Consider the following 14,368-nt stretch of genomic DNA (forward strand, 5'->3'; position numbering starts at 1 on the left):
AGGCAAGCGCTGAGGTCCGCGCTTGCGTCCGCTTTGAAAGATGCGGCGACGGGGGGTGCAACGCCCCGCCCTGCTGCCCGCCACCACGCTTAGTCGGAGGCTTTCGTTGGCAACCGCAGAACTCGCAGGAAAACACCTCGTCCTCGGCCTGACGGGCGGGATCGCCTGCTACAAGATCGCCGAACTCACGCGTCTCCTGACCAAGGCCGGTGCGACCGTGCAGGTCGTCATGACCGAAGCGGCCACTCAATTCATCACGCCCGTCACCATGCAGGCGCTCTCGGGCCGTCCGGTCTACACGAGCCAGTGGGACGGGCGCGTGCCGAACAACATGGCGCACATCGATCTGTCGCGCGAAGCGGACGCGATCGTGATCGCGCCCGCGTCCACCGACTTCCTCGCCAAGCTCACGCACGGCATGGCCGACGACCTGCTGTCCACGCTGTGCGTCGCGCGCGATTGTCCCCTGCTTGTGGTCCCGGCGATGAACCGGCAAATGTGGCAAAACCCGGCGACGCAGCGCAACGTCGCGCAACTGCGCGCGGACGGCATCGAAGTGCTGGGCCCCGACTCGGGCCCGCAGGCATGCGGTGAAATCGGCGATGGACGCATGCTCGAAGCCGCGGCCACTTACGAAGCGATCGCGTCGTTCTTCTCGCCGAAGATTCTGTCCGGCCGGCGGGTGCTGCTGACCGCCGGGCCGACTTTCGAACCGCTCGACCCGGTGCGCGGCATCACCAACCGCTCCAGCGGCAAGATGGGTTTCGCACTGGCCCGCGCCGCGCAACAGGCAGGCGCCGAAGTACACCTGGTGGCCGGCCCGGTCTCGCTGGAAACGCCGTGGGGCGTGTTCCGCGAGGACGTGCAAACCGCGCAGCAAATGCATGATGCAGTGATGCGCGCGGTCGCCGACGCCGATATCTTCATCGGCGTCGCCGCGGTGGCCGACTGGCGCGTCGATCACGCGAGCGAGTACAAGATCAAGAAGACCGCCGAACAGGCTTTGCCGAGCTTCACGTTCGTGGAGAATCCGGACATTCTGGCCTCGGTGGCGAACCTGCCGCATCCGCCGTTCGCGGTCGGCTTCGCGGCGGAAAGCGGCAACCTCGAGGTGCATGGCGAACAAAAGCGCGTGCGCAAAAACGTGCCGCTGCTGATCGGCAATCTCGGCCCGCTCACCTTTGGTCTCGACGATAACGAAGTGATCCTGTTCGAAGCCGGCGGCGCAACGAAGCTGCCGCGCGCGGACAAGCTGACGCTCGCACGTGCGCTGATCGCGGAAATCGCGAAGCGTCTGCCCGACACGAGCCTGATTCGCTGACTCGGACCGGCGTATTGACGTAGGCGCCGCGCGTCGCTCTGAAGAATGGAATCATCTGGAGCCGTACTGACATGACGCTACTTTCCGTGCTCGATCAAACGCCCGTGATCGCCGGGTGCTCGGTGGCGGACGCAATTGCCGCCACCGTCGACCTCGCGCAACTCGCCGACGACCTCGGCTACACACGCTACTGGTGCGCCGAGCATCACGGCTTGCGTGGCGTCGCGAATCCGGCCCCCGAGGTGATGCTGGCACGTCTCGGCAGCGTGACGCGGCGCATTCGCCTCGGCTCCGGCGGTGTGATGCTGCCGTACTACAGCCCGTTCAAACTCGCCGAGCAATTCATGATGCTGGAGGCGCTATTCCCCGGTCGAATAGATCTGGGCGTGGGGCGCGCGCCAGGCGGCGACATGCGCACGGCGCAAGCGGTCGCCGCCGGTGAATACAACCGCGGCGACATTTTTCCACAGCAGGTGGCCGATCTGCTCGGCCTGATGCATGGCACGCTGCCTGAGGGCCACATCGCGCAAGGCGTGCTGCTGCAGCCGCAGATCGACACGCGCCCGAAAGTGTGGATGCTCGGTTCGAGCGAGTTCGGCGGGCTGCTCGCGGCGCAACTCGGCATCCCCTTCTCGTTCGCGCATTTCATCAACCCGCATTTCGGCGCGCGAGTTGCGCTCGCTTATCGTGAGCGCTTCCAGCCCAGCCCGGAAGCGACGCAGCCGTACCTCGCCGCCGCCGTCTTCGTGATCTGCGCGGATACCGAGCAGGAAGCCGCCGACCTCGAAAAAGCCGTCGATCTGCGCCGCGTGCAAATGGCGTATGGCCTGAACGAACCCATCCCGAGCATCGAACAAGGCATCGAGCAGGAGTACGGGGAGCGCGACCAGCTCGTAATCGACCGGGAAAAGCAGCGCAGCATCATCGGCACGCCGGAGTTCGTCAGCGAACGGCTGCACGCGCTGCAGGAACAGTTCAAGGCCGACGAGCTGATCGTGCTGAGCGTCGCGGGCAGCTATCGCGCGCGGACGCGCTCCTATGAACTACTCGCCGACGCGTTCCAGCTCGGCTCAAACACCACGCCCTAACCTCACTTCAACCTGCATGAAACTAGACCTGAAGATCCTCGATGCGCGCATGCGCGAACAACTCCCGGCTTACGCCACCACCGGCAGCGCGGGTCTCGACTTGCGCGCCTGTCTCGACGAACCATTGACGCTCAAGCCGGGCGAAACCGCGCTGGTGCCGACCGGTCTCGCGATTCACGTCGGCGACCCCGGCTACGCGGCGCTCATTCTGCCTCGTTCCGGATTGGGCCATAAGCATGGGATCGTGCTCGGCAATCTGGTCGGGCTGATCGACTCCGATTATCAAGGCCAACTGATGATTTCCACATGGAATCGCGGCGAGACGGCGTTCGTGCTCAATCCGATGGAGCGTCTTGCGCAACTGGTGATCGTGCCGGTCGTGCAAGCGAACTTCAACATCGTCGACGACTTCGAGGAAAGCGAACGCGGCGCAGGCGGCTTCGGCAGCACCGGCAAGCATTGATCGCCATTGTCTCGGTTCGCGAGGCGCGGGCCGAGGCGAATCGGAGCGCAAAGGTCAGAAAGCAAAAAGCAGAACGGCGCGGGGTTGAACCCGCGCCGTTCTGCTTTCGGATCAAACGAAACGCGAACTTCGCGTTTCTTCGACGCCTTACTCGACTTCCACTGCTTCCGGATTCGGATTGCGCGGCGCCGGATGCTCGTCGAAGGTCAGCTGCACCTTGTCTTCCGCATCCACGTCGACCGATACCCGGCCGCCGTTCATCAGCTTGCCGAACAGCAGTTCGTCGGCCAGCGCACGACGGATCGTGTCCTGGATCAGACGCTGCATCGGCCGCGCACCCATCAACGGATCGAAACCGTGTTTGGCGAGGTGCTGGCGCAACGCGTCGGTGAAGAGCGCATCGACCTTCTTCTCGTGCAGCTGATCTTCCAACTGCATCAGGAACTTGTCGACCACACGCATGATGATTTCTTCGTCGAGCGAGCGGAAGCTGATCGTCGCGTCCAGACGGTTACGGAACTCAGGCGTGAACATGCGCTTGATGTCGACCATTTCGTCGCCGGCTTCCCGGCGGTTCGTGAAGCCGATCACTGACTTGCCCATCGCTTCGGCGCCCGCATTCGTCGTCATGATGATGATGGCGTTGCGGAAATCCGCCTTGCGGCCATTGTTGTCCGTCAGCGTGCCGTGGTCCATCACCTGCAGCAGCACGTTGTAAATGTCCGGATGCGCCTTCTCGATTTCGTCGAGCAGCAACACGCAATGCGGCTTCTTCGTAACGGCTTCGGTCAGCAGACCGCCCTGGTCGAAACCGACATAGCCCGGCGGCGCGCCGATCAACCGGCTGACCGCATGCCGCTCCATGTATTCCGACATGTCGAAGCGGATCAGCTCGATGCCCAGCGTGAACGCGAGCTGCTTGGCCACTTCCGTCTTGCCGACGCCCGTGGGGCCGGAGAACAGGAACGCGCCGATCGGCTTGTCCAGCTTGCCGAGGCCCGCACGCGCCATCTTGATCGCGGCCGACAGCGCGTCGATGGCCGGGTCTTGCCCGAACACCACGCTCTTCAGATCGCGATCGAGCGTCTGCAACTTGCTGCGATCGTCTTGCGACACGCTCTGCGGCGGGACACGGGCGATCTTCGAGATGATTTCCTCGATCTCGTTCTTGCCGATTGTCTTCTTCTGCTTCGACTTCGGCAGAATGCGTTGCGCAGCGCCCGCTTCGTCGATCACGTCGATCGCCTTGTCCGGCAGATGACGATCCGTGATGAAGCGTGCCGACAACTCAGCCGCCGCCGACAGCGCGCCCGACGAATACTTCACGCCGTGATGCTCTTCGAAACGCGACTTCAGGCCACGCAGGATCGCCACCGTCTGCTCGACGGTCGGCTCGGTCACATCAACCTTCTGGAAACGACGCGACAGCGCCGCGTCCTTTTCGAAGATGCCGCGATATTCGGTGAACGTAGTGGCGCCGATGCATTTGAGCGTGCCCGACGACAACGCCGGTTTCAGCAGGTTCGACGCGTCCAGCGTTCCGCCCGACGCGGCGCCCGCGCCGATCAGCGTATGAATTTCGTCGATGAACAGGATCGCGTGCGGACGTTCCTTCAATTCCTTGAGGACCGTCTTCAGGCGTTGTTCGAAGTCGCCGCGATACTTGGTGCCGGCGAGCAGCGCGCCCATGTCGAGCGAATACACCTGCGCATCCGCGAGGATGTCCGGCACTTCGCCGCGCGTAATGCGCCACGCGAGCCCTTCAGCGATCGCCGTCTTGCCGACGCCGGCCTCGCCGACCAGCAGCGGATTGTTCTTGCGGCGGCGGCACAGCACCTGCACCACGCGCTCGACTTCCGACTCGCGCCCGATCAGCGGATCGATGCGGCCGTCTTTCGCCATCTGGTTCAGGTTCTGCGTGAACTGGGCGAGCGGCGTTTCCTTCTGCGCGGCGGCCTCGTCGGACTCGGCATTCGCGTCGCTCGCTTTGGCGGCGTCCGTGCTGCTCGTCTTGGCGATGCCATGCGAGATGAAATTAACCACGTCCAGACGCGTGACGCCCTGCTGTTGCAGGTAGTACACCGCATGCGAATCCTTCTCGCCGAAGATCGCGACCAGCACGTTCGCGCCGGTCACTTCCTTCTTGCCATTCGAGGTGGACTGCACATGCATGATCGCGCGCTGGATCACACGCTGGAATCCCAGCGTGGGCTGCGTGTCGACGTCATCCGTGCCGGGCACGGTAGGCGTGTTGTCATGAATGAAGTTGCGCAGGTTCTGGCGCAGATCCTCGATATTGGCCGCGCATGCACGCAACACCTCAGCCGCTGTCGGATTGTCCAACAGTGCCAGCAAAAGATGTTCGACCGTTATGAACTCGTGCCGCGCCTGGCGTGCTTCCATGAACGCCATGTGCAGGCTGACTTCCAGTTCCTGGGCAATCATGCTTCCTCCATCACACACTGCAGCGGATGCCCGGCCTGCCGTGCGTGGGTAACGACTTGCTCGACTTTGGTCGACGCGATGTCCCGCGTATAGACCCCACAAACTCCCCTGCCCTCGCGATGCACCTTCAACATCACCTGCGTTGCGGTTTCACGATCTTTATTGAAATATTCCTGCACGATCATCACGACAAATTCCATTGGCGTGAAGTCGTCATTCAGCAGCACCACTTTGTACATGGATGGCGGCTTGAGTTTCTTCTCCTGCCGCTCCAGTACGGTGCCGTCCTGCTTGTCCGGGATAATCGCCATACACCCATTCTAAACAACTAGGACAGGCCCGCAATCCTGTCAAAACCCGGCCAGCCGGCCGATGAGCCCGTTCGCTACCGCCTGAGGGGTATTGACCCGCCATGCATACGCGATTCGACGAGCCGATTGCGGAGCCGGCCCCTATCCTGTGAAGCAGCGCGGCCGTGTTGCACCGCAGTCGGATCGAGTATCGCACAACCTGCCGGAGCTGGCTGATGGCGCTCGCCTTGGCCTTGCTGCGGCGGGCGGCCGTTAGAACAGCATGTGAGTCGATTATGCGACTTTTCAAGACCGCTCGCTTGCGCAACCGCACATAACGGAAGCGGGAAAAACCCCTGGAAAGTGCCTGTTTGCAACGCGACAACGACATCTCAAAATTTTCTTGACACTCGAATAAAGAGCCCCAACAATCAAGCTGGCACTTTTTTCACTGAGCCATAATTTCGAAAAAATGCCGATGGTGAGCTTATGAGGAGGGAGCGGCTGCTCGCGCGGTCGCGGAGCTTTTCGAGGGCTCGTGGTAGTGACATGAGTTACAGGGGAAGTTGGAATGGCAACTGGTACGGTCAAATGGTTCAATGACGCAAAAGGTTTCGGATTCATCACGCCCGACGAAGGGGGTGAGGATCTGTTTGCACACTTCTCGGCCATCCAGATGAATGGGTTCAAGACCCTCAAGGAAGGCCAAAAGGTGACCTTCGAGGTCGTGCAAGGCCCGAAAGGCAAACAGGCATCGAACATTCAGGCACCCGCCTGAGGCTGTTCGTTCCCGTCCTTTGAAACCCGGCCTCGTGCCGGGTTTCTTTTTTGTGGCCGACGAATCCCAAATATCGGACATTTCGGCACTAAAAAAAACCCGGCCACCTCGCGGCGCCGGGGTTTTTTATGCGAACTGGGTCGCCCCGTTCGCATCGCTGCATAGCTTCGTTCTACATATTCTCGATCAGCACCTGTCCGAAGCCCGAGCATGACACCTGCGTCGCGCCTTCCATCAGCCGCGCGAAGTCGTAGGTGACGCGTTTTTGCAGAATGGATTTTTCCATCGACGCGATGATCAGGTCCGCCGCTTCGGTCCAGCCGAGGTGGCGCAGCATCATCTCCGCCGAGAGAATTTCCGAGCCCGGGTTCACGTAGTCTTTGCCCGCGTACTTCGGCGCGGTGCCGTGCGTCGCTTCGAACATAGCGACCGAGTCCGACAGATTCGCGCCCGGTGCGATCCCGATGCCGCCAACCTGCGCGGCCAGCGCATCCGACACATAGTCGCCGTTCAGGTTCAGCGTGGCGATCACGTCGTATTCAGCCGGGCGCAGCAGGATCTGCTGCAGGAACGCGTCCGCGATCACGTCCTTCACCACGACGTCGCCGCCCGTCTTCGGATTCTTGACCTTCATCCACGGACCGCCGTCGATCAGTTCCGCGCTGAATTCCTTCTGCGCCAGCGCATAGCCGTAGTCGCGGAACGCGCCTTCGGTGTACTTCATGATGTTGCCTTTGTGCACCAGCGTGACCGAGCGGCGATCGTTGTCGATCGCATACTGGATCGCCTTGCGCACCAGACGCTCGGTGCCTTCGCGCGACACCGGTTTGATGCCGATTCCCGACGACTCCGGGAAGCGGATCTTCTTCACGCCCATCTCTTCCTGCAGGAACTTGATGACCTTCTTCGCCTGTTCCGATTCGGCGGCCCATTCGATGCCCGCATAAATGTCTTCCGAGTTCTCGCGGAAGATCACCATGTTGGTCTTCTCCGGCTCGCGCACCGGCGAAGGCACACCCTTGAAATACTGCACCGGCCGCAAGCACACATACAGGTCCAGCTCCTGGCGCAGCGCGACATTCAGCGAACGGATGCCGCCGCCGACCGGCGTGGTGAGCGGCCCCTTGATCGACACTACGTATTCCTTGAGCACCTGCAGCGTTTCTTCCGGTAGCCACACGTCCGGGCCGTACACCTTGGTGGATTTCTCGCCCGCGTAGATCTCCATCCAGTGGATCTTTTTCTTGCCTGCGTAGGCCTTCTCCACCGCCGCATCGACGACCTTGATCATGACCGGCGTGATGTCGAGACCCGTGCCGTCACCTTCGATGAACGGAATGATCGGCTGGTCGGAAACATTGAGCGAGAAGTCGGCGTTGACAGTGATCTTGTCACCACCGGTAGGAACCTTGATGTGCTGATACGACATGATCGGACTCCAGTGAAGGCTGTGCAGAAAGCACATGGGAGACTGCGAAAATGGGCGCTCCTCGCTACGCGCAATGCCGGACGCCGTGCAAGCGGCCTGGCCGCTATTCTAGCCCACGCGCTGGCCGCGACGAGGCCGCAACGGCTCGGGGTTTTCCAACATGGACGAAACCTGCCACCGGCCGTGCCCTTGCCTCTCATGTCATTTATAAGACATGGGAATGGCCGTTTCAGTTTATGCATTATCATCGCGCCATTCATCACCAAAGCGGCGGCTTTTCTGCAGCCTTCGCGACGCTTCAGCCGCGGCGGTGTCCGCGCGACCTTGATCCACTTCCTCTATGCGCCTTCTCGCACTGAACAAACCGTTCGGCACCATCTGCCAATTCTCGCCGCACGAGACACGCGCGTCGCTGGCCGACTGGGTCAAGGTGCCTGGCGTCTATCCGGCGGGCCGCCTGGACTCCGACAGCGAAGGCCTGCTGCTCCTCACCGACGACGGCGCACTGCAAGCGCGTATCGCCGAGCCGCGTCATAAGCTCGTCAAACGTTACTGGGCGCAAGTGGAAGGCGCGGTCGATCCGGCCACGTTGAAGGAGCTCGCGCGCGGCGTCGATCTCGGCGATTACGTGACACGCCCCTGCCGCGCGGACTATGTCGAGCCGACCGACACACTATGGACACGCACGCCGCCGATTCGCTATCGCGCCGCGATACCGACCACATGGATCGAGTTATCGATCACCGAAGGCAAGAACCGTCAGGTGCGTCGGATGACAGCCGCAGTCGGTTTTCCCACGCTGCGCCTCGTGCGCGTAGGCATCGGCGCGCTCGATATTTTTTCACTCGGACTTCAACCCGGAGAGAGTGTCGAATTGTCGTCGAAGGCACCTTGGGAAGGTGTCATCTGAACCCGGGCGCTGTCGTCAAAAACTGTCACGTGTAGCAGCTTTTCTTTGCAAAAAGAAACAGCTAAGCCGTTGTATCGGCAAACAAAAACACGCGTGAAACCATCGCGCAAAAAACGTGAAACAAATCCGCATTTGCATCGCGCTGTCGCGATGCAAATTTTCCGGAAAATTCGCGTCAACCGCTGCGCAAGCTCACGCGTTATTCGACCCAGATGCCGCCCGAAGCTATCCGGCATTCAGCCTTAAGGGCCTTTGCACAAGCCGCTCGCGCGGTGAACGCAGGGAGTCTGAGCGCTAAGCAGACGTGTCGAAAAAAAAATTTTTGTTCGATACGGCTGTCAACCGAAAGGTGGATGGCACGTTTACCGACATGACTCTACATATAACCGGGTCATTTGGTTAATTAACTAAAGCTGAGGATTCACAAAATGAACAAACTGATCGCCGCTCTGGTCGCTGGCCTCTTCGCAACGGCAGCATTCGCACAAGCTTCGGCACCGGAAGCAGCTCCGGCAGCTCCGGCAGCAGCTTCGTCGGCAAAGAAGACCACGAAGCACGCTCACAAGAAGTCGCACAAGAAGGCAGCATCCGCTGCTGCAGCTTCGGCAGCATCGGAGTAAGTTTGTCGTAAAAACGCAGTCAAGAACTAGCTTCATTGCCGTTCTTACGGCGTTGTAAGGCAGATCACCGCAAGGCGATCTGCCTTTTTGTTTTTGACGCGCTCGCGTAACATTCGCGAGTTAATTTCCAGCAAGGAGTCATGCCGTGCGATTTTCCATGCGCTCGTTGATTGCGCGTTTCGCCGTTGCCGTTGCACTGCCGCTCGCCGCGTTGTCGTTCGCCGCCACCACTGCCGCCCCTGCTCATGCACAGCAGATGCCGCCGGGCGCGAAACAGCCCAGCGAATTTCCGCGAGTGAAACTGACTGCGGGTATGTTCGTGATCGACGCCGCCGTCGCGGCCAACGACGCGGACCGTGAACAAGGTTTGATGTATCGCACGAAACTCGGCCCGAACGAAGGCATGCTGTTCGTGTTCAACGAAAACGCCGGGCATTGCTTCTGGATGAAGAACACGTTGATCCCGCTGTCGATCGCGTTCATGCGCGCGGACGGCACGATCACCGACATCGACGAGATGCAGGCCGAGACCACCAACAACCACTGCCCGACGAACAACGGCGTGTTTGCGCTGGAGATGCCCAAGGGCTGGTTCACGTCGAAGGGCATCAAGCCGGGAATGCAGATCCAGGGCTTGCCGGCCGTTCAGCAATAAGCCGGGTGGGCGGCGGCGCGCGCCGCCACCGCACCACGTGCCGCTTCGTTTCACCGATTGCGCAAAAGCCGGTGCCTGTGTCAGGCCACCGGCTTTTTCATTGCGGCAGCGCCGCACTGTCGCACCTGGCGCCCCCCGCGCTACCGCGCCGAAGCCCCCGCCAGCCGGCACTCGCGCCGCCTGGCAAGATTCCTGCAAAAGCCGGGCCGACGCGCTATCCTAGTAATCTCAGTAAAGCAGCACCCAGGCTCGCCGGGTAACATAGACTGCCATCCGGCGAGCGTTTCAGGCGCGCTATTCCAAGGAGGTTCACGTGCCCCGCAAGACTCCCATCGAGCGCTACCGGAATATCGGCATCAGCGCTCACATCGATGCCGGCAAAACCACCACCACTGAACGCATCCTGTTCTACACCGGCGTGACCCACAAGATCGGCGAGGTTCACGACGGTGCGGCGACGATGGACTGGATGGAACAGGAGCAGGAGCGCGGCATCACCATCACGTCGGCGGCCACCACCGCCTTCTGGAAAGGCATGGCCGGCAACTATCCCGAGCATCGGATCAACATCATCGACACCCCGGGCCACGTCGACTTCACGATCGAAGTGGAGCGCTCGATGCGCGTGCTCGACGGCGCGTGCATGGTGTACGACTCGGTCGGCGGCGTGCAGCCGCAGTCCGAAACGGTGTGGCGCCAGGCGAACAAGTACAAGGTGCCGCGTATCGCGTTCGTCAACAAGATGGACCGCGTCGGCGCGGACTTCTTCCGCGTGCAGCGGCAGATCGGCGACCGCCTGAAGGGCGTCGCGGTGCCGATCCAGATTCCGGTCGGCGCGGAAGAACACTTTCAGGGCGTGGTCGATCTGGTCAAGATGAAGGCGATCTTCTGGGACGAAGAGAACCAGGGCATCAAGTTCGAGTACCGCGATATTCCGCCGGAACTAGCGGCCACCGCGAAGGAGTGGCACGACAAGATGGTCGAGGCCGCCGCCGAAGCGAATGAGGAGCTGCTGGACAAATACCTGCACGGCGGAACGCTGACCGAAGAGGAAATCAAGCACGGCATCCGCGCGCGCACCATTGCCAATGAAATCGTGCCGATGCTGTGCGGCAGCGCATTCAAGAACAAAGGCGTGCAGGCCATGCTCGACGCGGTGATCGACTACCTGCCGTCGCCGGTCGACGTGCCGGCGATTACCGGTCACGACGAACACGACAAGGAAATCGAGCGTCATCCGAACGACACCGATCCGTTCTCGGCGCTCGCGTTCAAGATCATGACGGACCCGTTCGTCGGCCAGCTGATTTTTTTCCGCGTCTATTCGGGCGTGGTGAATTCGGGCGACACGGTCTACAACGCGATCAAGGAAAAGAAAGAGCGCCTCGGCCGGATCCTGCAGATGCACGCGAACGAGCGCAAGGAAATCAAGGAGGTCTACGCGGGCGACATCGCCGCGGCGGTCGGCCTGAAGGAAGCGACCACCGGCGACACGCTGTGCGATCCGAACCACGTGATCATCCTCGAAAAGATGATCTTCCCGGAGCCGGTGATCTCGCAGGCCGTCGAGCCGAAAACCAAGGTCGACCAGGAAAAGATGGGCATCGCGCTGAACCGTCTCGCGCAGGAAGACCCGTCGTTCCGCGTGCAAACGGATGAGGAATCCGGCCAGACGATCATCTCCGGGATGGGTGAGCTGCACCTGGAGATTCTGGTCGACCGGATGAAGCGCGAGTTCGGCGTCGAGGCGACCGTCGGCAAACCGCAGGTCGCGTATCGCGAGACGGTGCGTAACAAGATCGAGGACGTCGAAGGCAAGTTCGTCAAGCAGTCGGGCGGCCGCGGCCAGTACGGTCACGCGGTGCTCACGCTCGAGCCGGCGCCGCAAGGCAAGGGCTACGAGTTCGTCGACGCGATCAAGGGCGGCGTGATTCCGCGCGAATACATCCCGGCGGTCGACAAGGGCATCCAGGAGACGCTGAAGGCCGGCGTGCTGGCGGGCTATCCGGTGGTCGACGTGAAGGTGACGCTGACCTTTGGTTCCTACCACGACGTCGACTCGAACGAAAACGCGTTCCGCATGGCCGGCTCGATGGCGTTCAAGGAAGCGATGCGCAAGGCCAAGCCCGTGCTGCTCGAACCGATGATGGCCGTCGAGGTGGAAACACCGGAAGACTTCATGGGCAACGTGATGGGCGACCTGTCGAGCCGTCGCGGACTCGTGCAGGGCATGGAAGACATCGCCGGCGGCGGCGGCAAGCTGGTGCGCGCCGAAGTGCCGCTCGCGGAGATGTTCGGCTACTCGACGTCGCTGCGCTCGGCCACCCAGGGCCGCGCGACCTACACGATGGAGTTCAAGCACTACGCCGAAACGCCGAACAACGTCGCCGAGGCCGTGATCAACGCGAAGCACAAGTAAGCGCTGCAATGAACACGTCGCGTGCCGCGCGCGGTCAAGGCTGCTCCACGCTCGCGACTCGAAGCCCGCTCCCTGTGAGCGGGCTTTTTTTTCGTGCGCCCGCGCCGCTAGCGCGGCGTGTCCACCCACCCGTTTTTTGACCGTGCAAAAATGCCGGACGGCGCCGCGCCGATCGACGCAAAAGCCACGCCGAGGAGGAGACATCATGAGCCAGGATCACGAACACCCGCACTACCGGGCCGATCAACCGGCCGCGCCGGTCGATTGGCGCGAGCACGGCGTAAAAGTCATCAGGGGCGACCAGCTCGACAGCAACACCGCGCAAACGCCGGGCATGAATCGCGCCGCCGCGATCAACGCCGCGCGGGTCGGCGCGCAGAAAATCTGGGCCGGTACCGTGACGATCCATCCGAACGCGAAGACCGGCGCGCATCATCACGGCGCGCTCGAAAGTGTGATCTACGTGGTGCGCGGCCAGGCTCGCATGCGCTGGGGCGAACACCTGGAGTTCACGGCGGAAGCCGGCCCGGGTGACTTCATTTTCGTGCCGCCTTATGTGCCGCATCAGGAAATCAATGCGAGCACCGACGACCCGCTCGAATGCGTGCTGGTGCGCAGCGACAACGAAGCGGTGGTGGTCAACCTGAACATCGACGCGGTGGAAGCGCCCGAAACAGTCTACTGGGTCGATCCGATTCACAAGCATCCGCACGATCATTAACTCCTTGCCCCGCGACTCATGACGCCGACCGCTTCGCTGCGCCCTCGCCTGCTTTCGCTGTACGCCGTGTTGATCGCCGCCAATCTCGGCGCCTGGGGCTGGGCGCTGATCGCGTTTCGCCATTACCCGCTGCTGCTCGGCACCGCGCTGCTCGCGTATGGCTTCGGCCTGCGTCACGCGGTCGACGCCGACCACATCGCGGCGATCGACGCGGTCACGCGCAAGCTGATGCAAACCGGCAAGCGGCCGCTCGGCGTGGGCCTCGCGTTTTCGCTCGGACACTCGACGATCGTGATCGCCGCGACGATCGGCATCGCGTGGACCGCGCATTCGCTGCACGGACGGTTCGAGACCTTCAAGGAAGTGGGCGGTACGCTCGGCACACTCGTGTCCGCGACCTTCCTGCTGGTGCTCGCGGCCGTCAACCTCGTGATTCTGCGCGACGTGTGGCGCCGTTATCGCCACGTACAGCGCGACGGCGAACTGGCTGCGCAAACAGTGGGTTCGGTCGCACCGGCCGGGCTGCTGTCGCGCGCATTGCGGCCGCTGTTCCGGCTCGTCACGAAAAGCTGGCACATGTACCCGGTCGGCGTGCTGTTCGGACTCGGCTTCGACACCGCTACCGAGATCGGCTTGCTGGCGATTGCCGCGTCCCAGGCCGGCACCGGTTTGCCGCTGTATTCGATTCTCGTGTTCCCCGCGCTCTTCACCGCGGGCATGACGCTGGTCGATTCGACCGACAACGTGTTGATGGTCCACGCCTACGGCTGGGCAATGGACGATCCGAAGCGCAAGCTCTACTACAACGCCAGCATCACGTTCGTGTCGGCGCTCGTGGCGATCGTGATCGGCGGCGTCGAAGCGCTGGGGCTGATGTCGGACAAGCTCGGTTTGAACGGAGGCCTATGGGACACGGTCGCGCGCGTGAACGAGCGCTTCGGCGCGCTCGGCTATGGAATCGTCGCGGCCTTCATGGCGTGCTGGATCGGCTCGGTGCTGTTTCATCGCTGGCGGCGCCCGGCTGGGGTCGCGCGGTAAATCCGATCCCTCGCGCGCGATGCAACCGGTAAAGATGCCGGCGCGGCATCGGCGATTCGTCCGTGACGGCAGAGGCCGCGTATGAGCCGTAGGCGTCGAACGTTGTGGCGACCGTTGTGGCCACGATACACAGCGGCTCTTTTATCGGCCAATCGGCGAGCCAGCAATGCCCCAGGCGCGCCGGACCAATG

At 62.1% G+C, this 14,368-nt stretch carries 13 protein-coding genes; 10 read left to right on the forward strand and 3 right to left on the reverse strand.

Features of this window, described 5'->3' with window-relative positions; all coding sequences use genetic code 11:
• Positions 1-106: 106 nt before the first annotated feature.
• The 3 genes from coaBC to dut all read left to right on the forward strand — a co-directional run bounded on the left by coaBC (position 107) and on the right by dut (position 2,872).
• The gene (gene coaBC, locus P0D89_RS22580; protein ID WP_408360952.1) at positions 107-1,321 is read left to right on the forward strand and encodes a bifunctional phosphopantothenoylcysteine decarboxylase/phosphopantothenate--cysteine ligase CoaBC; all 1,215 of its coding nucleotides are present in this window, start codon (positions 107-109) and stop codon (positions 1,319-1,321) included.
• 71 nt (positions 1,322-1,392) lie between these two features.
• Positions 1,393-2,409 carry an LLM class flavin-dependent oxidoreductase gene (locus tag P0D89_RS22585; protein WP_408360950.1) on the forward strand — a complete coding sequence of 339 codons (1,017 nt, stop codon included), beginning with the start codon at positions 1,393-1,395 and terminating at the stop codon, positions 2,407-2,409.
• Positions 2,410-2,425: 16 nt separating this feature from the next.
• Positions 2,426-2,872: a dUTP diphosphatase gene (dut, locus tag P0D89_RS22590; protein ID WP_408360948.1), complete on the forward strand. Its 447-nt coding sequence runs from the start codon at positions 2,426-2,428 to the stop codon at positions 2,870-2,872.
• A gap of 147 nt (positions 2,873-3,019) precedes the next feature.
• Here the strand turns inward: dut and clpA are convergent, their stop codons facing one another.
• Positions 3,020-5,317, reverse strand: coding sequence for an ATP-dependent Clp protease ATP-binding subunit ClpA (gene clpA, locus P0D89_RS22595; protein ID WP_408360946.1), 2,298 nt, complete (start codon positions 5,315-5,317; stop codon positions 3,020-3,022).
• Complete coding sequence (gene clpS / locus P0D89_RS22600; protein WP_006050100.1) at positions 5,314-5,628, reverse strand: ATP-dependent Clp protease adapter ClpS; 315 nt, start codon at positions 5,626-5,628, stop codon at positions 5,314-5,316. Before clpS ends, clpA begins: the two co-directional genes overlap by 4 nt.
• A gap of 550 nt (positions 5,629-6,178) precedes the next feature.
• Here clpS and P0D89_RS22605 point away from each other — a divergent pair.
• Positions 6,179-6,385, forward strand: coding sequence for a cold-shock protein (locus tag P0D89_RS22605; protein WP_007180614.1), 207 nt, complete (start codon positions 6,179-6,181; stop codon positions 6,383-6,385).
• 172 nt (positions 6,386-6,557) lie between these two features.
• Here P0D89_RS22605 and icd read toward each other — a convergent pair whose 3' ends face one another.
• Complete coding sequence (gene icd, locus P0D89_RS22610; protein ID WP_408360944.1) at positions 6,558-7,814, reverse strand: NADP-dependent isocitrate dehydrogenase; 1,257 nt, start codon at positions 7,812-7,814, stop codon at positions 6,558-6,560.
• A 340-nt stretch (positions 7,815-8,154) separates the two neighbouring features.
• Here icd and P0D89_RS22615 point away from each other — a divergent pair, with 340 nt between their 5' ends.
• The 6 genes from P0D89_RS22615 to P0D89_RS22640 all read left to right on the forward strand — a co-directional run bounded on the left by P0D89_RS22615 (position 8,155) and on the right by P0D89_RS22640 (position 14,177).
• Positions 8,155-8,724, forward strand: coding sequence for a pseudouridine synthase (locus P0D89_RS22615; RefSeq protein WP_408360942.1), 570 nt, complete (start codon positions 8,155-8,157; stop codon positions 8,722-8,724).
• A gap of 428 nt (positions 8,725-9,152) precedes the next feature.
• Positions 9,153-9,344 (forward strand): hypothetical protein, encoded by a 192-nt coding sequence (locus P0D89_RS22620; protein ID WP_408360940.1) that lies wholly within the window; start codon positions 9,153-9,155, stop codon positions 9,342-9,344.
• 145 nt (positions 9,345-9,489) lie between these two features.
• Positions 9,490-9,999: a DUF192 domain-containing protein gene (locus P0D89_RS22625; protein ID WP_408360938.1), complete on the forward strand. Its 510-nt coding sequence runs from the start codon at positions 9,490-9,492 to the stop codon at positions 9,997-9,999.
• A 313-nt stretch (positions 10,000-10,312) separates the two neighbouring features.
• Positions 10,313-12,418 carry an elongation factor G gene (gene fusA / locus P0D89_RS22630; RefSeq protein WP_408360936.1) on the forward strand — a complete coding sequence of 702 codons (2,106 nt, stop codon included), beginning with the start codon at positions 10,313-10,315 and terminating at the stop codon, positions 12,416-12,418.
• Between the two features lie 205 nt (positions 12,419-12,623).
• Positions 12,624-13,139: a cupin domain-containing protein gene (locus tag P0D89_RS22635; RefSeq protein WP_408234261.1), complete on the forward strand. Its 516-nt coding sequence runs from the start codon at positions 12,624-12,626 to the stop codon at positions 13,137-13,139.
• An 18-nt stretch (positions 13,140-13,157) separates the two neighbouring features.
• Positions 13,158-14,177, forward strand: coding sequence for a HoxN/HupN/NixA family nickel/cobalt transporter (locus tag P0D89_RS22640; RefSeq protein WP_408360934.1), 1,020 nt, complete (start codon positions 13,158-13,160; stop codon positions 14,175-14,177).
• Positions 14,178-14,368: the final 191 nt, after the last annotated feature.

Origin of the sequence: Paraburkholderia sp. RL18-085-BIA-A, assembly GCF_046027075.1 — a bacterium.
In the GTDB taxonomy this organism is placed as follows: domain Bacteria; phylum Pseudomonadota; class Gammaproteobacteria; order Burkholderiales; family Burkholderiaceae; genus Paraburkholderia.

What these genes read in the sequence shown, in the direction of transcription:
- P0D89_RS22585 (WP_408360950.1), top strand. Translation starts at nt 1,393, where the DNA reads ATGACGCTACTTTCCGTGCTCGATCAAACGCCCGTGATCGCCGGGTGC.
- dut (WP_408360948.1), top strand. Translation starts at nt 2,426, where the DNA reads ATGAAACTAGACCTGAAGATCCTCGATGCGCGCATGCGCGAACAACTC.
- clpA (WP_408360946.1), bottom strand. Translation starts at nt 5,317, where the DNA reads ATGATTGCCCAGGAACTGGAAGTCAGCCTGCACATGGCGTTCATGGAA.
- clpS (WP_006050100.1), bottom strand. Translation starts at nt 5,628, where the DNA reads ATGGCGATTATCCCGGACAAGCAGGACGGCACCGTACTGGAGCGGCAG.
- P0D89_RS22605 (WP_007180614.1), top strand. Translation starts at nt 6,179, where the DNA reads ATGGCAACTGGTACGGTCAAATGGTTCAATGACGCAAAAGGTTTCGGA.
- icd (WP_408360944.1), bottom strand. Translation starts at nt 7,814, where the DNA reads ATGTCGTATCAGCACATCAAGGTTCCTACCGGTGGTGACAAGATCACT.
- P0D89_RS22615 (WP_408360942.1), top strand. Translation starts at nt 8,155, where the DNA reads ATGCGCCTTCTCGCACTGAACAAACCGTTCGGCACCATCTGCCAATTC.
- P0D89_RS22620 (WP_408360940.1), top strand. Translation starts at nt 9,153, where the DNA reads ATGAACAAACTGATCGCCGCTCTGGTCGCTGGCCTCTTCGCAACGGCA.
- P0D89_RS22635 (WP_408234261.1), top strand. Translation starts at nt 12,624, where the DNA reads ATGAGCCAGGATCACGAACACCCGCACTACCGGGCCGATCAACCGGCC.
- P0D89_RS22640 (WP_408360934.1), top strand. Translation starts at nt 13,158, where the DNA reads ATGACGCCGACCGCTTCGCTGCGCCCTCGCCTGCTTTCGCTGTACGCC.